Origin of the sequence: Pseudomonas sp. 32_A, from assembly GCF_017490905.1 — a bacterium.
GTDB lineage: Bacteria > Pseudomonadota > Gammaproteobacteria > Pseudomonadales > Pseudomonadaceae > Aquipseudomonas > Aquipseudomonas inefficax.
In genome coordinates this window covers 191,757-210,664 of the sequence record NZ_JAFGYI010000003.1, presented here as the reverse complement: position 1 = coordinate 210,664, position 18,908 = coordinate 191,757, and the positions used below count along the sequence as shown (strand labels likewise).

The 18,908-nt window shown below is 64.4% G+C and carries 20 protein-coding genes; 15 read left to right on the top strand and 5 right to left on the bottom strand.

Annotation, left to right across the window (positions count from 1 at the left end; all coding sequences use genetic code 11):
- Positions 1–68: 68 nt before the first annotated feature.
- From lysS to J5M58_RS03525, 6 genes are all read left to right on the top strand, one after another.
- The gene (lysS, locus tag J5M58_RS03550) at positions 69–1,571 is read left to right on the top strand and encodes a lysine--tRNA ligase (protein ID WP_114170942.1); all 1,503 of its coding nucleotides are present in this window, start codon (positions 69–71) and stop codon (positions 1,569–1,571) included.
- Between the two features lie 205 nt (positions 1,572–1,776).
- Positions 1,777–2,481: a TetR/AcrR family transcriptional regulator gene (locus tag J5M58_RS03545; RefSeq protein WP_015269162.1), complete on the top strand. Its 705-nt coding sequence runs from the start codon at positions 1,777–1,779 to the stop codon at positions 2,479–2,481.
- Positions 2,482–2,510: 29 nt separating this feature from the next.
- Positions 2,511–3,059, top strand: coding sequence for a hypothetical protein (locus J5M58_RS03540; protein WP_003258915.1), 549 nt, complete (start codon positions 2,511–2,513; stop codon positions 3,057–3,059).
- 135 nt (positions 3,060–3,194) lie between these two features.
- A complete protein-coding gene (locus J5M58_RS03535; protein ID WP_085601946.1) occupies positions 3,195–4,472 on the top strand; it encodes a flavohemoglobin expression-modulating QEGLA motif protein in 1,278 nt (425 codons plus the stop codon).
- On the top strand, positions 4,444–5,367 hold the full coding sequence (locus J5M58_RS03530; RefSeq protein WP_112250982.1) for an alpha/beta hydrolase: 924 nt from the start codon (positions 4,444–4,446) through the stop codon (positions 5,365–5,367). The genes J5M58_RS03535 and J5M58_RS03530 overlap by 29 nt, the downstream gene beginning before the upstream one ends.
- Positions 5,364–5,690 carry a hypothetical protein gene (locus J5M58_RS03525; protein WP_133970509.1) on the top strand — a complete coding sequence of 109 codons (327 nt, stop codon included), beginning with the start codon at positions 5,364–5,366 and terminating at the stop codon, positions 5,688–5,690. Before J5M58_RS03530 ends, J5M58_RS03525 begins: the two co-directional genes overlap by 4 nt.
- A gap of 167 nt (positions 5,691–5,857) precedes the next feature.
- On the opposite strand, the gene J5M58_RS03520 is transcribed toward J5M58_RS03525, so the two are convergent.
- The 3 genes from J5M58_RS03520 to J5M58_RS03510 form a co-directional block, all read right to left on the bottom strand.
- The gene (locus tag J5M58_RS03520; protein ID WP_207877158.1) at positions 5,858–6,649 is read right to left on the bottom strand and encodes an OmpA family protein; all 792 of its coding nucleotides are present in this window, start codon (positions 6,647–6,649) and stop codon (positions 5,858–5,860) included.
- 50 nt (positions 6,650–6,699) lie between these two features.
- A complete protein-coding gene (locus J5M58_RS03515; RefSeq protein WP_207877156.1) occupies positions 6,700–7,113 on the bottom strand; it encodes a DUF4398 domain-containing protein in 414 nt (137 codons plus the stop codon).
- 276 nt (positions 7,114–7,389) lie between these two features.
- Positions 7,390–7,734, bottom strand: a complete 345-nt coding sequence (locus tag J5M58_RS03510; protein ID WP_207877154.1) for a pilin assembly protein — start codon at positions 7,732–7,734, stop codon at positions 7,390–7,392.
- A 282-nt stretch (positions 7,735–8,016) separates the two neighbouring features.
- On the opposite strand from J5M58_RS03510, the gene ppc reads away from it, so the two are divergent.
- The 7 genes from ppc (at position 8,017) to J5M58_RS03475 (ending at position 15,355) form a co-directional block, all read left to right on the top strand.
- Positions 8,017–10,644, top strand: coding sequence for a phosphoenolpyruvate carboxylase (gene ppc, locus J5M58_RS03505; protein WP_207877152.1), 2,628 nt, complete (start codon positions 8,017–8,019; stop codon positions 10,642–10,644).
- Positions 10,645–10,902: 258 nt separating this feature from the next.
- Entirely contained in the window at positions 10,903–11,553 is a 651-nt protein-coding gene (adk, locus tag J5M58_RS03500; RefSeq protein ID WP_112250993.1) for an adenylate kinase, read from the top strand.
- Positions 11,554–11,837: 284 nt separating this feature from the next.
- Positions 11,838–12,512 carry a tRNA (adenosine(37)-N6)-threonylcarbamoyltransferase complex dimerization subunit type 1 TsaB gene (gene tsaB / locus J5M58_RS03495; protein ID WP_112250994.1) on the top strand — a complete coding sequence of 225 codons (675 nt, stop codon included), beginning with the start codon at positions 11,838–11,840 and terminating at the stop codon, positions 12,510–12,512.
- A gap of 131 nt (positions 12,513–12,643) precedes the next feature.
- Positions 12,644–12,934, top strand: a complete 291-nt coding sequence (locus tag J5M58_RS03490; RefSeq protein WP_112250996.1) for a hypothetical protein — start codon at positions 12,644–12,646, stop codon at positions 12,932–12,934.
- Between the two features lie 3 nt (positions 12,935–12,937).
- Complete coding sequence (locus tag J5M58_RS03485) at positions 12,938–13,807, top strand: DUF72 domain-containing protein (RefSeq protein WP_207877150.1); 870 nt, start codon at positions 12,938–12,940, stop codon at positions 13,805–13,807.
- Positions 13,808–13,835: 28 nt separating this feature from the next.
- Positions 13,836–14,666 (top strand): oxaloacetate decarboxylase, encoded by an 831-nt coding sequence (locus J5M58_RS03480; RefSeq protein ID WP_112251000.1) that lies wholly within the window; start codon positions 13,836–13,838, stop codon positions 14,664–14,666.
- Entirely contained in the window at positions 14,666–15,355 is a 690-nt protein-coding gene (locus J5M58_RS03475) for an extensin family protein (protein WP_207877148.1), read from the top strand. The genes J5M58_RS03480 and J5M58_RS03475 overlap by 1 nt, the downstream gene beginning before the upstream one ends.
- A 12-nt stretch (positions 15,356–15,367) precedes the next feature.
- Here J5M58_RS03475 and J5M58_RS03470 read toward each other — a convergent pair whose 3' ends face one another.
- The gene (locus J5M58_RS03470) at positions 15,368–15,988 is read right to left on the bottom strand and encodes an energy transducer TonB (RefSeq protein ID WP_112251004.1); all 621 of its coding nucleotides are present in this window, start codon (positions 15,986–15,988) and stop codon (positions 15,368–15,370) included.
- Between the two features lie 103 nt (positions 15,989–16,091).
- Between J5M58_RS03470 and J5M58_RS03465 the strand changes: the two genes are divergently transcribed.
- Positions 16,092–16,868: a class I SAM-dependent methyltransferase gene (locus tag J5M58_RS03465; RefSeq protein WP_112251006.1), complete on the top strand. Its 777-nt coding sequence runs from the start codon at positions 16,092–16,094 to the stop codon at positions 16,866–16,868.
- A gap of 129 nt (positions 16,869–16,997) precedes the next feature.
- Here J5M58_RS03465 and J5M58_RS03460 read toward each other — a convergent pair whose 3' ends face one another.
- Positions 16,998–17,639: a TetR/AcrR family transcriptional regulator gene (locus J5M58_RS03460; protein WP_112251008.1), complete on the bottom strand. Its 642-nt coding sequence runs from the start codon at positions 17,637–17,639 to the stop codon at positions 16,998–17,000.
- Positions 17,640–17,807: 168 nt separating this feature from the next.
- On the opposite strand from J5M58_RS03460, the gene J5M58_RS03455 reads away from it, so the two are divergent.
- Complete coding sequence (locus J5M58_RS03455) at positions 17,808–18,908, top strand: efflux RND transporter periplasmic adaptor subunit (protein ID WP_207877146.1); 1,101 nt, start codon at positions 17,808–17,810, stop codon at positions 18,906–18,908.

Below are 18,908 nucleotides of genomic sequence, written 5' to 3'. Positions count from 1 at the left end.
AGGCCTGGGCCGGTACCGCGTGCCCTGCCCGAAAGGGGCACCGAACACCTGATGGAAAGAATGACGAAATGAGCGACCTCAAGACCGAAGCGCAAGACCTGCAACAGGAAGAAAACGCCCTGATCGCCCTGCGCAAGGAAAAGCTTGCCGCCGAGCGCGCCAAGGGCAATGCCTTCCCCAATGACTTCCGTCGCGACAGCTACTGCAACGACCTGCAGAAGCAGTATGCGGACAAGACCAAGGAAGAACTGGAAGCTGCAGCGATTCCGGTCAAGGTTGCCGGCCGCATCATGCTCAACCGCGGCTCGTTCATGGTCATTCAGGACATGACCGGCCGTATTCAGGTCTACGTCAACCGCAAGACCCTGCCCGAAGAAACCCTGGCTGCGGTCAAGACCTGGGACCTGGGCGACATCATCAGCGCCGAAGGTACCCTGGCCCGTTCCGGCAAGGGCGACCTGTACGTCGAAATGACCAACGTGCGCCTGCTGACCAAGTCGCTGCGCCCGCTACCCGACAAGCACCACGGCCTGACCGACACCGAGCAGCGCTACCGCCAGCGTTACGTCGACCTGATGGTCAATGAAGAAACCCGCCACACCTTCCGTGTGCGTTCGCAGGTGATTTCGCACATCCGCAAGTTCCTCATCGAGCGCGACTTCCTCGAAGTCGAGACGCCGATGCTGCAAACCATCCCGGGTGGTGCCGCGGCCAAGCCGTTCGAAACCCACCACAACGCCCTGGACATGGCCATGTTCCTGCGTATTGCGCCGGAGCTGTACCTCAAGCGCCTGGTGGTTGGTGGCTTCGAGAAGGTGTTCGAGATCAACCGCAACTTCCGTAACGAAGGCGTTTCGACTCGTCACAACCCTGAATTCACCATGCTCGAGTTTTACCAGGCCTACGCTGACTACCGCGACAACATGGACCTCACCGAGGAACTGTTCCGCGAGCTGGCGCAGTTGGTGCTGGGCACTACCGACGTGCCGTACGGCGACAAGGTGTTCCACTTTGGCGAGCCGTTCGCCCGCCTGTCGGTATTCGACTCGATCCTCAAGTACAACCCCGAGCTGACCGCCGCCGACCTGCAGGACGTCGACCGCGCCCGCGAGATCGCCAAAAAGGCCGGCGCCAAGGTGCTGGGCCACGAAGGCCTGGGCAAGCTGCAGGTGATGATTTTCGAAGAGCTGGTCGAGCACAAGCTGGAGCAGCCGCACTTCATCACCGAGTACCCGTTCGAAGTGTCGCCGCTGGCCCGTCGCAACGACGACAACCCGGCTGTTACCGACCGTTTCGAGCTGTTCATCGGTGGCCGCGAGATTGCCAACGCCTACTCCGAGCTCAACGATGCCGAAGACCAGGCCGAGCGCTTCCTGGCCCAGGTGGCCGAGAAGGACGCCGGTGACGACGAAGCCATGCATTATGACGCCGACTTCGTTCGCGCCCTGGAGTACGGCATGCCGCCGACTGCTGGTGAAGGCATCGGCATCGACCGCCTGGTGATGCTGCTGACCAACTCGCCGTCGATCCGCGACGTGATCCTGTTCCCGCACATGCGTCCGCAGGCCTGAGTGAATTGAACGAGCCGCCTTTCGAGGCGGCTTTTTCTTGCCTGAAGCTTTATGTTGTCAGTACCGGCCTCTTCGCGGCTAAAGCCGCTCCCACAGGGGCCCCACTACCCTCAGGCTGGTGCGGTCCCCGTGGGAGCGGCTTTAGCCGCGAAGAGGCCGGTACTGACGAAACACTGTCCATGAGGTACCCCCCGTGACACCTGCAATGCCTCACCAGGGCGCCGCCGGCATCGCCACCGCCGTCGCCGAAAGCGTGCAATACCAAGGCCGCAAGACTGCCCGCCAGGGCAGCGAACAGCGTCGCCAACTGATCCTCGACGCCGCCATGCGCATTGTCGTGCGCGATGGCGTACGCGGCGTGCGCCACCGCGCCGTCGCTGCCGAGGCCGGTGTGCCACTGTCGGCCACCACCTATTACTTCAAGGACATCGAGGACCTGCTCACCGATACCTTCGCCCAGTACGTCGAACGCAGCGCCGCCTACATGGCCAAGCTGTGGGCCAATACCGAGGTGGTGTTGCGCCAGTTGCTGGCGCAGGGTGACGGCAGCCCGCAGGCACGGGCACGGTTGGCTGACGAAGTCGCACGCATGACTGCCGACTACGTGCAGCGGCAACTGCTGAACCGCCGCGACTTCCTGATGGCCGAGCAGGCCTTCCGCCAGGAGGCGCTGCTATGCCCGCGTCTGGCTCAACTGGTGTGCGCTCATGAGCAGATCCTGCTGCATGGCACCCGCCAATTGCTGCAGGTGGTGGGCTCGCAGCAACCGGAACAGGACGCCCAGATGTTGACGGCGATTATCGAGCAGATGGAATATCAGGGCCTGCTCAAGGATGCGAACGCGCAAGCCGATGGGCAGATGCTCGCTATGCTTAGCCGATACCTGCAGCTGGTGCTGGCATCGGCCTGAGCCGAGACCGACTTTTCAAGGAGAACCTGATGAAAGCCTGGCGTGTGGTGTTGTTGACTCTGTCATTCCTGCTGCTGGGCGGTTGTCTGGTGACCTTCCACGAGCCCTTGCCGAGCAACCAGGCGGCGCCCAAGGCCCTGCTCGGCAAGTGGAGCAGCAAGGACGCCTGGGGCGAACCGCTGAAGCTGGTGATCAGCCGTAGCGGCGGTGATGCCTACAAGGCGGTGGCTACGGCCAAGGGCAAGGCCCCGGAGGAATACGTGTTCACTGTGTCGCGCCACGGCAACCGCTGGTACCTGTCGGCTGGGGTGCCGAAGCGCCTGGGTGGCAACTTCCTGATCGGCGGTTTCGATATCGTCGATGGCAAGGAGCTGGTGGTCTACAACCTGGATGTCGAACAGGTGCAGCAGGCAGTGGACAAGAAGGAACTGACAGGGCGCAGCACCGAGGTGCCGGAGGACAACGGCGACGGCGTATTGATCGACAGCCCTTCGGCGCGGGTGCTGGCCTACCTGGACGACCCGGCCAACTCCGACCTGTTCGTTGAAGTGGCGCGGTTCCAGCGCTCCGGCAAATGACCGTGCTGGCTTCTTCGCGGCTGAAGCCGCTCCCACAGGGACCGCACCGGTTTTGAGCCTGATGCAGTACCTGTGGGAGCGGCTTTAGCCGCGAAGAGGCCGGTACAGGTTTCCTGTACTAGAAAGGAGTCCCCGGTGGACGAATACCAGCAAACCATCCGCGCCCTGTCCGACCGCATCGTTGCGGCACAGACCCCGATCCGGGTTCTGGACGCGGTGAAGTGGGACGACAACATCCGCCAGGGCTTCCTCAAGGCCAAGGGCAAGGAGCCGCCGGCCGTCGACCGTGCCTACTACCAGTCGCGCCCGCTGGCGTTCGATTCCAGCGCGGTCAAGGCCGAGTTCCAGGGCATCGAACGCGACATCATTCGCCAGCTCGGCCAGTTCAACCCGGTCGGGCAGATCATGAAGCGCATGTGCCGCGAATACCGCATGGTGGTGCGCATGCTCGAAGCGCGTGGCACCGAGGATTTCGGCCTGATCTCCCAGGAGCTGTACGGCGCTGCTTCCGATGCCTTCCACGCTGGTGACCCGACCCTGGCCGACCTCGGCCTGATGCTGTCGGACTACCTGAACAACATCGATGGCCGTGGCGACCTCAAGGACGAGCCGAAGAACCTTACCGCCAAGGAGGCCGTGGAAATCCTCCAGCACCGGCTGAACAAGGTGTTCGGCGAGGCCGAGGAAACCATCCGTGTATTCGAATCCGACGGCATCGTCGCCGATGCCGCGGCCGGGGCCGACTACATCAAGGTGCGTGCCGACGCCATGTTCAACTCCCGTGACGTGCGCGCGCTGGAGGTGCACGAAGGGCTGGTGCATGTCGGCACCACGCTCAACGGCCTGAACCAGCCGATCTGTACCTTCCTGGCCAAGGGCCCGCCCTCGTCGACGGTGACCCAGGAAGGCCTGGCCATCCTCATGGAGGTGATCGCCTTCGCCTCCTACCCCAGCCGCCTGCGCAAGCTCACCAACCGCACCCGCGCCATCCACATGGTCGAGGAGGGAGCCGATTTCATGCAGGTCTACAACTTCTTCCGCGAACAGGGGTTCGAGATGGCGCAGAGCTACAGCAACGCCAGCCGCGTGTTCCGCGGGTCGGTGCCCAATGGGCTGCCATTTACCAAGGACTTGTCCTACCTCAAAGGCTTCATCATGGTTTACAACTACATTCAGTTGGCCGTGAAGAAGGGCAAGCTCGAACAGATCCCGTTGCTGTTCTGTGGCAAGACCACTCTGGAAGACATGCGTACCCTGCGACAGTTGGTCGAGGAAGGCCTGGTCGAGCCGCCCAAGTACCTGCCCGAGCAGTTCCGCGACCTCAACGCGCTGTCGGCCTGGATGTGCTTCTCCAACTTCCTCAACCACCTGAGCCTGGATCGCATTGAAGCCGATTACGCGAACATTCTCTGAGTGCTGCCGCCTGCTGGCCCTGGGTTTGATCCTGCTGGGCCTGGGCGGTTGCAGCAGCCTGCTCTTCTACCCCGAGCGTGGCCAGGCGTTCACGCCCGAGCGGGCCAGGCTCGAGTACCGCGATGTCACCCTGACCACTGCTGATGGCATCCGCCTGCATGGCTGGTGGTTGCCGGCCAAGGCCGGGGTCGAGGTCAAGGGTACGGTGCTGCACCTGCACGGCAATGGCGGCAACCTGCCCGGGCACCTGGGCGGCAGCTACTGGCTGCCGGAGCAGGGCTACCAGGTGTTGATGATCGATTACCGCGGCTATGGCCTGTCGCAGGGCGAGCCGAGCCTGCCGGAGGTGTACCAGGACATCGCCGCGGCCATGGCCTGGCTGGACCAGGCGCCGGAGGTCAAGGGCAAGCCGCTGGTACTGCTGGGGCAGAGCCTTGGCGGGGCCATGGCCATTCACTACCTGGCGGCCCACCCGGAGCAGCGCCAGCGTTTCAGTGCCCTGGTGTTCGATGGGGTGCCGGCCAGTTACCGTGCGGTCGGGCGCTTTGCCCTCAGCACCTCGTGGATGACTTGGCCGCTGCAGGTGCCGCTGTCGTGGCTGGTGCCGGACGGCGATAGCGCGATCCGCTCGATCGAGCAACTGAGCAGCCCGCCCAAGCTGTTCTTCCACAGCATCGACGACACCCTGGTGCCGATGGACAACGGCATCCGCCTGTACCAGCACGCGCCAGCGCCGAGGGTGCTGCAACTTACCCGTGGCGGCCACGTGCAGACCTTCGCCGACCCGACCTGGCGCCAGGTGATGCTGCGCTTCCTCGACGACCCCAGCCATTTCAACGGCCTGCGGCGGCTGGCCGAAGTGCCCAATTACCCTGACGAGAAGAACAAGCAATGAGTGAAGAACGCAACGCCATCCCGCTGATCCTGACTGGTGTCGGTAGCATCATCGTGACGGTTGGGGCCTTGTGGTACTACGGTTACCTACATTTCGCCAAGCCCGAAGATGCCCTGTTGCTGCAGGACTTCACCATGCTCAAGACCCTCCCCGGCGAGGACTACAAGGTCTCGCTGGACCCGGCACCCCAAGTGGCCCAGTGCGTGGATGGTGTGCTGGTGCTGTTCGATACTCAGCAGAAAGGCCTGACAGGGGTGCTGGTGGACAACCGCAAGCGCGCGGTGCGTTGCATGGGTGAGGAAACCCCGCAGCAGGTGCAGTGAGCCTCGATCTTTGTTGCCTGTGCTGGCCCTTTCGCGGCTGAAGCCGCTCCCACAGGGTCGGGGCTGTACGCGGTCCCTGTGGGAGCGGCTTCAGCCGCGAAAGGGCCAGTACAGGCAAAAGAAAGCCCCGCTTCGATCGCGGGGCTTGTCAGTTCAGCTAGCCAGTCTTACTGCTGTACCTGGCTCACCGAGCGCGGCGCTACCGGCTGGTTGTCGTTGGAGATGGTCACCTCCACCCGACGGTTCTGCGCACGCCCCGAATTGCTCGAGTTGTCCGCTACCGGGTACTCCTTGCCATAGCCCTGGGCGACGATGCGTGCCGGGTCGACGCCGGCACGTACCAGTGCCATGCGCACGCTGTTGGCGCGACGTTCGGAGAGGGTCTGGTTGTAGTTGGCCGAGCCTACGCTGTCGGTATAACCCTCGACGATCACCTTGCGCTCCGGGTTTTCCTGGAGGAACTGCGCCAGCTTGGTGACGTTCGGGTAGGCGTTGCTCTTGAGTTCGGCCTTGTTGAAGTCGAACAGCACATCACCAAAGGTGACCAGCGTGCCGCGGTCGGTCTGCTTGGCGTTGAGGCTGTCCTGCAGCTTGGCGATCTGTGCGTCGCGGGCGTCCAGCTTGGCCTGGGCGCGCTGGGCCGACGCGTTTTTCAGTTCACCTTCGGCGGTGCGCAGGGCGATGGTCTGCTTGGCCACCTCGACGCGCTGGTTGGTCAGGTAGGCCAGCTGGTCGACCTTCTGCTCGTCTTCACGGTCCATGTAGGCCTTGTCGGCCTTGTTCAGCCAGTCCTGGGCGTCCTTGGTCTCCAGCGCCGCAACCTTGCTCGATTGCGGGTCGCTCTGCAGCGAGGAGAAATTGGTGCGGGCCGATTCGAGGTTGGCATTAGGGTCGTGCGAGCAGGCAGCAAGGCCGACGCTCAGGGCCAGCAGGGCGGGAATCATGACGTAGTTGCGCATAGTGTTCATCCTTTGATCGTTTGCGAAGGCCGAGGTGGGCGGGGCAGGGCTCACTGAGCGCTGCGCAGGCCTTCCTCACGTACGTCCTGAACGCCCTCGCGGGCATCCTGCACGGCCTTCTGGGCCTTGGCCGCCTGGGCCTTGCGTTCGGCGAGGCGGGCGTCCCATTCGGCCTGCTCGGCCAGGCGCTTGGCTTCGTCATACTTCTTGTCATGCATGGCGATCTCGGCCTGCTTGAACTTGTCCTGGGCCGCTTTCATTTCCACGGCGGCGAACTCGGTGCCGCCAGCGCTGACGGCGGAGTTCACGGCGGACTGGGTCACTGCATACTGCTCGGTGGGCGGGTTGCCGGCACAGCCGGCCAGGACCAAACTGCTGCCCAGGGCCAGTGCTGCCAGCTTGAACCCGCGCACATGAGTGGATGAGGGTTTGTAGATGCGGGTGTTCTTGGTGGTCAGTTCCATTGGTTCACTCCTGTTTACGACATTGTCCGTAGCAGTCCATCGCTCGTTCCCTGACACGTGCGCGCGCTTCAGCTCAACGGTGCACAACGGCAGGTGTGCAGGGTTTTAGCGTGATGGCTATTGGCTGTGACTGACGCGTTTTTCGGATAGTTCAGAAAAAATCATCCCGAGCGGACAACTATTTCTGACTGATCGGTCAGTGCGATTGGCCTGGAACTTTTGTGGGATGCAGCGGTATTCCGGGCCTTATCAGGCCCGGAACGCTGGGGTGGCGGGTTACTTCTCGCTGTCGGCTGCAGGGTTGCTCAGAGTTTGCAGATGCTGTCGCGACAGTGACAAAAAGCGCGGGGTAGGGCCGATGTCCTCGTACAGCGGGTCGCCTTCCTCGTCGGTGGCGATGACCTGGCGGCCCTGCACATAGGGGAAGCTGGCTTCCAGTTCCTCGAGGGCTGCCGCGACCAGTTCACCGAGCAGTTCCTCGGCGGTGCGCTTGGGGTACATGTCGATCAGCGCGGCCAGGCGCGCTTCGGACTCAAGGTCCAGGTGCAGGACATGGCCCGTGGGGCTGAGGGTACCGGCGGCATTCTGTTCCCAGTGCTGGGCGAGTTCACGGATTTTCATGATGACCTCTGTTGACGCCTTGAAGGGCTGCATTGCATGGGAGTGTCGTGCTTTCACTTTAGTTTGCTTTGGCCGATCACGGCTTGCCATCGGCGCCTGGCTGTGGGCACTCTTGGAGCGAATACCGCACTCCCCTGTGGGAGCGGGTTCACCCGCGAACACTGGCGCAGCCGGTGCCAGGCGCCGCGCTGGATGCTTCGCGGGTGAACCCGCTCTCACAGGGGATCGCGTAAAGGCTGTAAAGGGATGCAATGCGCCAGAGCCGCGCCGGAGAGAGGGCCAATGACCGATATCGATGTGCGTTTGCGTGAAGATGTCCATGTGTTGGGTGAGCTGCTCGGCGATACCATTCGCCAGCAGCATGGCGAGGCGTTCCTGCAGAAGATCGAGGACATCCGCCACAGTGCCAAGGCCGACCGCCGCGGTGCCGGCGAGCAACTGAGCTCGACCCTGGCGGACCTGGCCGATGAAGACTTGCTGCCCGTGGCCAGGGCCTTCAACCAGTTCCTCAACCTGGCCAACATGGCCGAGCAGTACCAGTTGATCCGCCGCCGCGACGCCGACCAGCCCGAGCCGTTCGAGGCCCGGGTGCTGCCCGAGCTGCTGGCGCGCCTGAAACAGGCCGGGCACAGTAATGATGCCCTGGCCCGGCAATTGGCCAAGCTCGACATCCAGCTGGTGCTCACTGCGCACCCCACCGAGGTGGCCCGCCGCACCCTGATCCAGAAGTACGACGCCATCGCCGGCCAACTGGCAGCCCAGGACCACCGCGACCTGACCGTGGCCGAACGCGAGCAGGTGCGCGAGCGCCTGCGCCGGCTGATCGCCGAGGCCTGGCACACCGAAGAAATCCGCCGCACCCGACCCACGCCGGTGGACGAAGCCAAGTGGGGCTTCGCGGTGATCGAGCATTCGCTGTGGCACGCCATCCCCAACCACTTGCGCAAGGTCGACAAGGCCCTGCTGGAGGCTACCGGCCTGCGCCTGCCATTGGAGGCGGCGCCGATCCGCTTCGCCTCGTGGATGGGCGGTGATCGTGATGGCAACCCCAACGTGACCGCAGCGGTCACCCGCGAAGTGCTGCTGCTGGCACGTTGGATGGCTGCCGACCTGTTCCTGCGCGACATCGATGCGCTGGCTTCCGAGTTGTCCATGCAGCAGGCCGACGAAGCCCTGCGCGAGCGGGTCGGCGACAGTGCCGAACCCTACCGTTCCCTGCTCAAGCAACTGCGCGATCGCCTGCGCGCAACGCGCGCCTGGGCGCATTCGGCATTGACCAGCAGCCAGCCGGCCAGCGCCGAGGTGCTGGTGGACAACCGCGACCTGATCGCGCCGCTGGAGCTGTGCTACCAGTCCCTGCACGCCTGCGGCATGGGTGTGATCGCCGAAGGCCCGTTGCTTGACTGCCTGCGCCGCGCCGTGACCTTCGGCCTGTTCCTCGGCCGCCTGGACGTACGCCAGGACGCCGCCCGCCACTGTGATGCATTGAGCGAGATTACCGACTACCTGGGCCTGGGGCGTTATGCCGACTGGGATGAAGAGCAGCGCATCGAGTTCCTCCAGGCCGAGCTGAAAAACCGCCGGCCACTGCTGCCCGCGCACTTCAAGCCGCAGGCTGATACCGCCGAGGTGCTGGCCACCTGCCGGGAAATTGCCGCCGCACCAGCCGCATCGCTGGGCTCTTACGTCATCTCCATGGCCGGTGCTGCCTCGGATGTGCTGGCGGTGCAGCTGCTGCTGAAGGAGGCCGGCCTGACTCGGCCCATGCGCGTGGTGCCGCTGTTCGAGACCCTGGCCGACCTCGACAATGCCGGCCCGGTAATGCAACGCCTGCTCGGCCTGCCAGGCTACCGCGCCAACCTGCGCGGCCCGCAGGAAGTGATGATCGGCTACTCCGATTCGGCCAAGGATGCCGGTACCACGGCTGCGGCCTGGGCGCAGTACCGGGCCCAGGAAAACCTGGTGCGTATCTGCTCCGAGCACCAGGTCGAGTTGCTGCTGTTCCACGGCCGTGGCGGCACGGTAGGCCGTGGCGGTGGCCCGGCCCACGCAGCGATCCTGTCGCAGCCGCCGGGTTCGGTTGCGGGGCGTTTCCGCACCACCGAGCAGGGCGAGATGATTCGCTTCAAGTTCGGTTTGCCGGGCATCGCTGAGCAGAACCTCAACCTGTACCTGGCCGCCGTGCTCGAAGCCACCTTGTTGCCACCGCCACCACCGCAGCCGGCCTGGCGCGAGGTGATGGACCAGCTTGCCGCCGATGGCGTCAAGGCCTACCGCGGCGTGGTGCGGGAGAACCCCGATTTTGTCGAGTACTTCCGCCAGTCGACCCCGGAGCAGGAACTGGGGCGCCTGCCGCTGGGCAGCCGCCCGGCCAAGCGCCGCGCCGGTGGCATCGAAAGCCTGCGGGCCATCCCGTGGATCTTCGGCTGGACCCAGACCCGCCTGATGCTGCCAGCCTGGCTTGGCTGGGAAACGGCATTGAACAATGCCCTGGCCCGTGGCCAGGGTGAACTGCTGGCGCAGATGCGCGAGCAATGGCCGTTCTTCCGCACCCGCATCGACATGCTCGAGATGGTACTGGCCAAGGCCGATGCGCAGATCGCCGAGGCCTACGACGAACGTCTGGTGCAACCGCACCTGCTGCCTTTGGGGGCGCACCTGCGCGACCTATTGTCGCAGTCGTGCCAGGTGGTGCTGGGCCTTACCGGGCAGCCGGTGCTACTGGCGCACAGCCCCGAGACGCTGGAATTCATCAGCCTGCGCAACACCTACCTGGACCCGTTGCACCGCCTGCAGGCCGAGTTGCTGGCCCGTTCGCGCAGCCGCGAAGCCGCTCTGGACAGCCCGTTGGAGCAGGCCTTGCTGGTCACTGTGGCGGGTATTGCCGCCGGCCTGCGCAACACTGGGTGAGGGTAGGCCCGAAGCGTCCCGGGCGAGTGCTGTGCCGGGCATGCAGGTGGACGAAGAGGGTGGTTGCGCCTGGCGCAACCACCTGCCAGGCCAGCCTTAGGTGGCGCATTCCTGCAACTTTGGGACGCTTGTCTGGCTGCCGGGCGCTGTGTATCTTGAGCAGCCTTCTGACCGATTTATGGTCATACCCGATTTTTCCGGACTTGGCCCTGGTTGCCGAATCCATTGAATTTCATAAAAAAATTTGAGGAGCACGAGATGCGCGTAATTCTGCTGGGAGCTCCCGGGGCCGGTAAAGGTACTCAGGCAAAGTTCATCACCGAAAAGTTCGGTATCCCCCAGATTTCCACCGGTGACATGCTGCGTGCCGCCGTCAAGGCCGGTACCCCGCTGGGCCTGGAACTGAAAAAAGTCATGGATGCCGGCCAGCTGGTCTCCGACGAGTTGATCATCAGCCTGGTCAAGGAGCGCATCGCCCAGCCTGATTGCGCCAAGGGCTGCCTGTTCGACGGCTTCCCACGCACCATCCCGCAAGCCGAAGCCATGGTCGCGGCCGGTGTCGACATCGACGCCGTCGTGGAAATCGCCGTGGACGACGAGGAAATCGTCGGTCGCATGGCTGGCCGCCGCGTGCACCTGGCCTCGGGCCGCACCTACCACGTTCAGTACAACCCGCCGAAAGTGGAAGGCAAGGACGACGAGACAGGTGAAGACCTGATCCAGCGTGATGACGACAAGGAAGAAACCGTTCGCCATCGCCTGTCGGTCTACCACAGCCAGACCAAGCCGCTGGTGGACTTCTACCAGAAGCTGTCGGCTGCCAATGGCGGCAAGCCGAAGTACAGCCACATCGAAGGCGTCGGCTCGGTCGAAGCCATCACCGCCAAGGTCCTGGCAGCCCTGAGCTGATCCAGCGCCTGACGCACCTCGACAACGGCCCGCTTGCGGGCCGTTGTCGTTTGTGGGGCGCGGTCCCTGTGGGAGCGGCCTTGCGTCGCGAAAGGGCTGCGGAGCAGCCCCGGCAATCTTCGCGGCGAAGCTGAAAATGTGGGGCCGCTGCGCGCCCCATCGCGACACAAGGCCGCTCCCACAGAGACCGCGTCAAGGGGCCGTACAGCTGCCCCTTAGGGACACAACGCCGCAGCTGCTCTATACTGTCGCTCTTTTCCCCCTAGTACCTGGATACCCGTTAGATGACCACCCTCCTGGCCCTGGATACCGCCACCGAAGCCTGTTCCGTCGCACTGCTGCATGACGGCAAGGTAACCAGCCATTACGAGGTGATCCCGCGCATGCATGCCCAGAAGCTGCTGCCGATGATCAAGCAGCTGCTGGCCGAGTCCGGCGTGGCGCTGAATGCGCTGGATGCCATCGCCTTTGGCCGTGGCCCGGGCGCGTTCACCGGCGTGCGCATTGCCATCGGTGTGGTCCAGGGCCTGGCCTTCGCCCTGGAGCGCCCGGTTTTGCCGGTGTCCAACCTGGCCGCACTGGCACAGGGCGCGCTGCGCGAACAGGGTGTGCAGCAAGTGGCGGCTGCCATTGATGCGCGCATGGATGAAGTCTATTGGGGCTGCTACCAGGCCACCGAAGGTGAAATGCGCCTGGTCGGCCAGGAGGCAGTGCTGCCGCCCGAGCAGGTGGCGCTGCCGGCGGGTAGCACTGGCGAGTGGTTCGGTGCCGGTACCGGTTGGGGCTATGCCGAGCGCTTGGCGGTGCAGGTGGCCGCCAGTAATGCCAGTGCCTTGCCCAACGCTCTGGACATTCTCGCCCTGGCCAGCTTTGCCTGGGCACGCGGCGAGGCAATCGTTGCCGAACAGGCGCAACCGGTGTACCTGCGCGATAATGTAGCCACACCCAAGAAGCGCTGAGTGCTGCTTGTCGGTTATCGCCGATGACACTAAAACCTTTTGCGCGATCTGTGGTCCAGTTATCACTCGAGCATTAGCGATGGACTCCTGATGCTGCTAAATTGCCATCATTGGTCCTGAGTGCTCATTCCATGCGTATCGACGGTTTCTCATCGCAGTCCTATCCGATCAAGCGCACGCCGCGCAAGGCAGCGGTGCGTGACGAGGCCATCGATGATGCCGAGGTGATCGAGGAGGTCGAGAGCGCCCCTCAGGAAGCCACCGCCCGCCGTCGCAGCGGTGGCTTGCCAGCCCGCCAGCAGGACATGATCTTCCCCCGCGCCCGTGACCGCCGCACCGCTACCGCATTAGCCAGCTACCTGAGCACCGCCGGTTTTACCGACTGGGACATGGAAGTACTGGGGCTCGACCTGTACATTTAGTGGATGAGTCCATCACCACTGCCTTATTTTCTCGGTTGTCCGTCATGGAGCGAAAACGCCTGGCGCGGCTACCTGTATCCCGCCGACGCCAACAGCAGTGAAATGCTCGGCTACTACAGCCAGGTGTTCAACGCTGTCGAGGGCAATACCACTTTCTATGCACGTCCCGCACCCGGTACCATTGCGCGCTGGGCGCATACCATGCCCGAACACTTTCGCTTCACTGCCAAGTTCCCGCGAGACATCAGCCATGAAGGCGACCTGCGCGATCAGCTGGAGCCGGCCTTTGAATTCATCCGCCTGATGGCCCCGCTGGGCCAGCGCGTAGCGCCGTACTGGCTGCAGTTGCCGGCCCAGTTCAGCCCCGCACGGCTGGGCGAGCTTTGCCACTTCCTTGACGAAGTCGGAGTGCCGGTAGCTGTGGAGGTGCGTAACCAGGCCTTCTTCGCCAAGGGAGAAGAGGAGCGGTTGCTCAACCGCCTGCTGCATGAGCGCGGCGTGGAACGTATCTGCCTCGACCCGCGCGCCTTGTTCAGCTGTACCTCTCGTGACGCCGCCGTGCTGCATGCGCAAGCGAAGAAGCCCAAGGTACCGCCACGCCCGGCAGCCTTCAGCCAGCACCCGCAGGTGCGTTTCATCGGCCACCCGCAGCTGGAGGCCAACGAGGCCTTTCTTACCCCTTGGGTGGACAAGATCGCCGCCTGGATCGAGGAAGGCCGCAACCCCTACATCTTCCTGCACACCTCGGACAACCGTCTGGCCGCGGCGTTGGCCCAGCGCTTTCACCAACGCCTGATGCAGCGGCTGCCGGGCCTTGCCGCGTTGCCGGAATTGCCGCGCACCCCCGAGGTCGAACAACTGGGGCTACTCTGACCTTTCCCTGACTGCCGGAGGTTTAACCATGGATGTGCAAACCCTGCGAGCCGAAGCCTTCAAGGCCCTGCACGAGCGCGACAGCGCCTTCGTCATCCCCAACCCGTGGGATGCCGGCTCGGCCAAGTTGCTGGCCAGCCTGGGCTTCGAGGCGCTGGCTACCACCAGTGCAGGCCTGGCCTTCAGCCTGGGCCGGCCGGACGCCGAAGGCGCCTTGAGCCTGGAGGATACCCTTGATAATGCCGGCGAGATCGTCGATGCCACCCCGTTGCCGGTGGCCGCCGACCTGGAAAACGGCTTTGGCGACCTGCCCGAAGATTGCGGACAGACCATTCTGCGGGCCGCCGAAGCCGGCTTGGTGGGGGGCTCTATCGAGGATGCCAGTGGTCGCAGCGATACGCCGATCTATGATTTCGGGCTGGCAGTAGAGCGTGTGCGCGCAGCCGTGCAAGCGGCGCGCAGCCTGCCGTTCCCGTTCACCCTGTGCGCCCGGGCAGAGAACCTGTTGCATGGGCGCATGGACCTGGACGACACCATCCGGCGCCTGCAGGCCTATGCCGAAGCCGGTGCCGATGTGCTCTACGCGCCCGGGCTGCGTACTGTCGAGGAAATCCGCGCGGTGGTGCAGGCCGTCGCGCCACGGCCGGTGAATGTGCTGATGGGCATGGCGGGCGTGCCGTTGAGCGTCAACCAGTTGCAGGACCTGGGCGTGCGCCGCATCAGTGTCGGCTCATCGCTTGCCCGTGCCGCATTGGGGGCCTTCCACCGGGCTGCGCTGGAGATTCGCGATGAGGGCACCTTCGGCTACGGTGAGCAGGCGCTGCCGTTCGCCCAACTCAACGACCTGTACCGCCGCTGATGAGGGCCGTGCTGGCGTTGCTGGCCGGCCTGTCGTTGATTGCCGGGCTGGCCTGGCAGCTGGGTTGGCGTCTGCCCGCCGCGTGGAACCCATGGGCGCCGCTGGACGTGCGTCAGCCCCCCAATCTGTTGACCCCTTACAAGCTGTCCCGCCTTCGCGATGACCCGGCGCTGTGTCGCCTGGCACTTCAAACCAGTCAGTTGCGCTACCGGGCGCAAGCCGACAGTTCGGCTTCTGCCGACTGCCCATTGCGCAACGTATGGCGCATCGACGGTGGTCATGCTCGGCTTGGCAGCAGCTTCCTGGCCAGTTGTCCGTTGGCAGTGGCGTATGCACTGTTCGAAAACCATGGCCTGCAGCCTGTGGCGCAACGGGTGTTGGGGCAGCCGGTGACGCAGGTCGACCACCTGGGCAGTTTTGCCTGCCGCAATGTCTACCATCGCAAGCAGGGGCGCCTGAGCCAGCACGCCACGGCCGATGCCCTGGACATCAGCGGCTTTCGCCTGCAAGACGGCCAGCGTATCGTCCTTGCGCAGGACTGGCAGGCGGGTGGGCAGAAGGCGGAGTTCCTTCGTCAGGTGCAGCAGGCGGCCTGCGACAGTTTCAGCACGGTACTGGGGCCAGACTACAACGCTGCACATCACAACCACTTTCATGTGGACATGGGCCGCTGGCAGATCTGTCGCTGAGCGTGGGCGCGGTCAGGCGTGGGCGCGCACGTTGTTCAGCACCACCGGGCGTGCCCAGTGAATGTCGAACTCCAGCTCGTTCTGTTGCTTGGCCAAAGTAGGGGTGTCGAACGGCTCGGGGGCCGGCTCCAGCAGGTTGGTCTCGAACTCGGCGATCGGCAGGAACAGCGAGCGCGGGGTAGGGCCGGGGCCGGGTTCGGCAATGGGGTGACCCTGGCTCATCACCACCGGGCGAAGCCAGCTGTTGCTGATATCGAGTTGGCGCTGCTGCTCGATCAGCTCGATTGCGCTGAACGGCTCGGGGGCGGGCGGCAGCAGATTGGCTTCGAGTTCTGCCTTGGGCAGGAACAGGGGCTCGGGCGGTGCCACCTCGGTGTCGTGTACCGGGCAGGCACGCTGGGCGTCGATCAGGGCCAGCGCACGGGCGCCGCCGATCGGCTCGCCGCTGCTCTGGTCGTATTGCACGAACGACTGGCTGACGCTGTCTACCGGCTCTTCCTGCTGCTCGGCCATGGCCCGGGCAAAGAAATCCTGCCACAGGTGGCTGACGCCCCCGAGTGCCTGGGTGTTGTGCTGACTGTAGTTGCCGACAGGCGACAGGTAGGTCAAGCCGATGGGAAGAGTATCTGACATGGCAGTCGCGCGCGTTGTGCTCTGGCAGAATAGCGGGATATTGCCTGTATCGGCTGCGAGGGCCGATACATTAGTGGCTGGGTTCAATTTCTAGGTGTGAATGATGGAAGAGCAGGGCACAGGTATCCGGGTCGAGGCGCTGTCGGCTGAATTCGAGGCGCAAGCCGCTGCGTGGGCACAGCGCCTTGAGTTGCCGCTGCAGGACGACGCTGCCGGGTTTGCCGTGCAGGTGGGCGTTGATGGTTTGCAGATCCAGCAACTGGGCCCGCAGGCACCGGGGCCGGTGCGGGTGGACTTCGTCGAAGGCCAGGCCGCGCACCGGCGCCAGTTTGGCGGCGGCAACGGGCAGATGATTGCCAAGGCGGTGGGCATCGCTCAGGGGGTGCGACCGCAGGTGCTGGATGCCACGGCGGGGCTGGGCAAGGATGCGTTCGTGCTGGCCAGCCTGGGCTGCCAGATGACCCTCATCGAGCGCCAGCCGCTGATTGCCGCGTTGCTGGAAGATGGCCTGGCGCGGGCCCGCGTGGATGAAGAAGTGGGGCCGATTGTCGGGCGCATGCGCTTGCTGACCGGCAACGCCATCGAGCGTATGCGTGCCTGGGAAGGCGAAGCCCCGCAGGTCATTTACCTCGACCCGATGTTCCCGCACCGCGACAAGAGCGCGCTGGTGAAAAAGGAAATGCGTGTGTTCCGGCCCTTGGTCGGTGATGACCTGGACGCCCCGGCGTTGCTCGAAGCTGCGCTGGCGTTGGCCAGCCACCGGGTGGTGGTGAAGCGACCGCGCAAGGCGCCGATCATCGATGGGCCCAAGCCGAGTCACAGCCTGGAGGGCAAATCGAGCCGGTATGACATTTATCCGAAGAAGGCGCTCAAGGCCTGATTTGGCTATGCCTGTGCGGGCCTCTTCGCGGGTAAACCCGCTCCCACAGGATCGATGTGATCCTGAAGTTTGTGCAGCACTTGTGGGAGCGGGTTTACCCGCGAAGAGGCCCGCACAGGCATCCAGATATCAAGGCTGGAACGCCCGCATGAACACCCTGACCACCTCGCGCACATGGGCCTCGGCCTCATCCCCCTCCAGCGGCCCCGCACACCCCAGCAGCAAGCGGTAATCCGGCGCACCCTTGACCAGGCAGAAGAAGTGCTCCGCCGCACGCAGCGGGTTGTCGATGCGCAGTAACCCACGCTCATGCGCCCCACGCAGCAATGCTTCCATCCCCGCCAGCACGCGCTTGGGCCCGGCTTCGTAGAAGTACTCGCCAAAGCTCGGGTCCAGGCTGCCCTGGGCCATGATCAGGCGGCTGAGCTTGACCGCTTCGTCGCTGCTGACCAAAGCCTGGAAGCCACGGGCAATGGTCAGCAGCACCTCTTCCACCGGCGCCCCTTCGGGGTACTCGAACAGCAGGTCGGGCAGCTGGATCCGGCAGGTCGCCATGACCGCCGAGCCGAACAGTGTCTGCTTGTCGGTGAAGTGGCTGTATACGGTGAGCTTTGAAACACCTGCCGCCGCAGCGACCGCATCCATGCTGGTGTTGGCGTAGCCAAGGCTGAGGAACAGGGCCTTGGCCGCTTCGAGAATCGCCTCGCGCTTGGCCAGATCCTTGGGCCGGCCCGGGCCGATGGGTGCGTCGTTAGACATTGGAATCCGCATCTTTTCAAAAGGACGACCATCTTACCGGCTCGAACAGCTTCCGGCTGCAGATCGCGTCCTGCATTGATATTGATTTTCTTCCGGGCCTGGCTTCCCGGCTCCGGTTCGCTGATTTAATATACTAGCCAGTATAAATATTCAGTCGTGCCCTTCGCGAAAGGATTCATCATGTTGCGCCATGCCTTGTCCATCGTTCTGTCCGCCGCTGCCGTGCTGTTGCTGGCGGCGTGCGGCCAGGAAGCCGCCCCACCTGCTGCGCCGCGCCCGGCGCTGGTGGTGCAGCCGCAGCCGGCCGAAGCCGCTGCCGACAGTTACCCCGGCGAAGTGCGGGCGCGCTTCGAGCCGGAGCTGGCTTTCCGCATCGGCGGCAAGGTCAGCAAACGCCTGGTCGAGGAGGGGCAGCGGGTCAAGGCCGAGCAGCCGCTGGCCGAACTTGACCCGCAGGATGTGCGCCTGCAACTGGAAGCCAACCGTGCCCAGTTGGCGGCCGCCGAAGCCAACCTGTCGCTGGTGCGCGCCGAGCGTGATCGTTACCAGAAGCTGCTGGACCGGCAGATGGTCAGTCATTCCCAGTTCGATAACGCCGAAAACCTCTATCGCGCCGGCCTAGCCCGGCTGAAACAGGCCAAGGCCGAGTTCGACGTGGCCGGCAATCAGGCTGAATATGCCGTGCTGCGCGCACCCCAGGCCGGGGTGATCGCCAAGCGCCAGGTGGAAGTGGGCCAGGTGGTCGCCGCAGGGCAGACCGTGTTCACCCTGGCCGCCGATGGCGAGCGGGAAGTGGCCATCGGCCTGCCGGAGCAGCAGTTCGCCCGCTTCGCCGTGGGCCAGCCGGTGAGCGTGGAGCTGTGGTCGCACCCGCAAGAGCGCTTCCAGGGGCGCATCCGCGAGCTGTCACCGGCCGCCGACCCGCGTTCGCGCACCTTCGCTGCCCGCATCGCCTTTACCTCGGCCGCCACACCGGCGGAGCTGGGCCAGAGCGCCCGGGTATTCATCGCCCACGAAGGGCTGATCCCGCTGGCGGTGCCCCTGTCGGCAGTCACTGCGGAAAACGGCCAGGCCTACGTCTGGCGGGTCACCAAGGACAGCCGCCTGGAGCGGGCAGTGGTACGCCTGGGGGCTTATGGTGCCGACAGCGTACCCGTGCTCGAAGGCCTCGCCCCCGGCGACTGGGTAGTCGCCGCGGGTGGCCATGTATTGCGCGAGGGCCAGGAGATACGCCCCGTGGATCGTACCAATCGCGTAGTGAACCTGACGGCCAAGGAGTAA

Coding starts and splice junctions, on each gene's coding strand:
- lysS (WP_114170942.1), top strand. CDS start 69: ATGAGCGACCTCAAGACCGAAGCGCAAGACCTGCAACAGGAAGAAAAC.
- J5M58_RS03545 (WP_015269162.1), top strand. CDS start 1,777: ATGCCTCACCAGGGCGCCGCCGGCATCGCCACCGCCGTCGCCGAAAGC.
- J5M58_RS03540 (WP_003258915.1), top strand. CDS start 2,511: ATGAAAGCCTGGCGTGTGGTGTTGTTGACTCTGTCATTCCTGCTGCTG.
- J5M58_RS03525 (WP_133970509.1), top strand. CDS start 5,364: ATGAGTGAAGAACGCAACGCCATCCCGCTGATCCTGACTGGTGTCGGT.
- J5M58_RS03520 (WP_207877158.1), bottom strand. CDS start 6,649: ATGCGCAACTACGTCATGATTCCCGCCCTGCTGGCCCTGAGCGTCGGC.
- J5M58_RS03515 (WP_207877156.1), bottom strand. CDS start 7,113: ATGGAACTGACCACCAAGAACACCCGCATCTACAAACCCTCATCCACT.
- J5M58_RS03510 (WP_207877154.1), bottom strand. CDS start 7,734: ATGAAAATCCGTGAACTCGCCCAGCACTGGGAACAGAATGCCGCCGGT.
- ppc (WP_207877152.1), top strand. CDS start 8,017: ATGACCGATATCGATGTGCGTTTGCGTGAAGATGTCCATGTGTTGGGT.
- adk (WP_112250993.1), top strand. CDS start 10,903: ATGCGCGTAATTCTGCTGGGAGCTCCCGGGGCCGGTAAAGGTACTCAG.
- tsaB (WP_112250994.1), top strand. CDS start 11,838: ATGACCACCCTCCTGGCCCTGGATACCGCCACCGAAGCCTGTTCCGTC.
- J5M58_RS03490 (WP_112250996.1), top strand. CDS start 12,644: ATGCGTATCGACGGTTTCTCATCGCAGTCCTATCCGATCAAGCGCACG.
- J5M58_RS03485 (WP_207877150.1), top strand. CDS start 12,938: ATGAGTCCATCACCACTGCCTTATTTTCTCGGTTGTCCGTCATGGAGC.
- J5M58_RS03480 (WP_112251000.1), top strand. CDS start 13,836: ATGGATGTGCAAACCCTGCGAGCCGAAGCCTTCAAGGCCCTGCACGAG.
- J5M58_RS03475 (WP_207877148.1), top strand. CDS start 14,666: ATGAGGGCCGTGCTGGCGTTGCTGGCCGGCCTGTCGTTGATTGCCGGG.
- J5M58_RS03470 (WP_112251004.1), bottom strand. CDS start 15,988: ATGTCAGATACTCTTCCCATCGGCTTGACCTACCTGTCGCCTGTCGGC.
- J5M58_RS03465 (WP_112251006.1), top strand. CDS start 16,092: ATGGAAGAGCAGGGCACAGGTATCCGGGTCGAGGCGCTGTCGGCTGAA.
- J5M58_RS03460 (WP_112251008.1), bottom strand. CDS start 17,639: ATGCGGATTCCAATGTCTAACGACGCACCCATCGGCCCGGGCCGGCCC.
- J5M58_RS03455 (WP_207877146.1), top strand. CDS start 17,808: ATGTTGCGCCATGCCTTGTCCATCGTTCTGTCCGCCGCTGCCGTGCTG.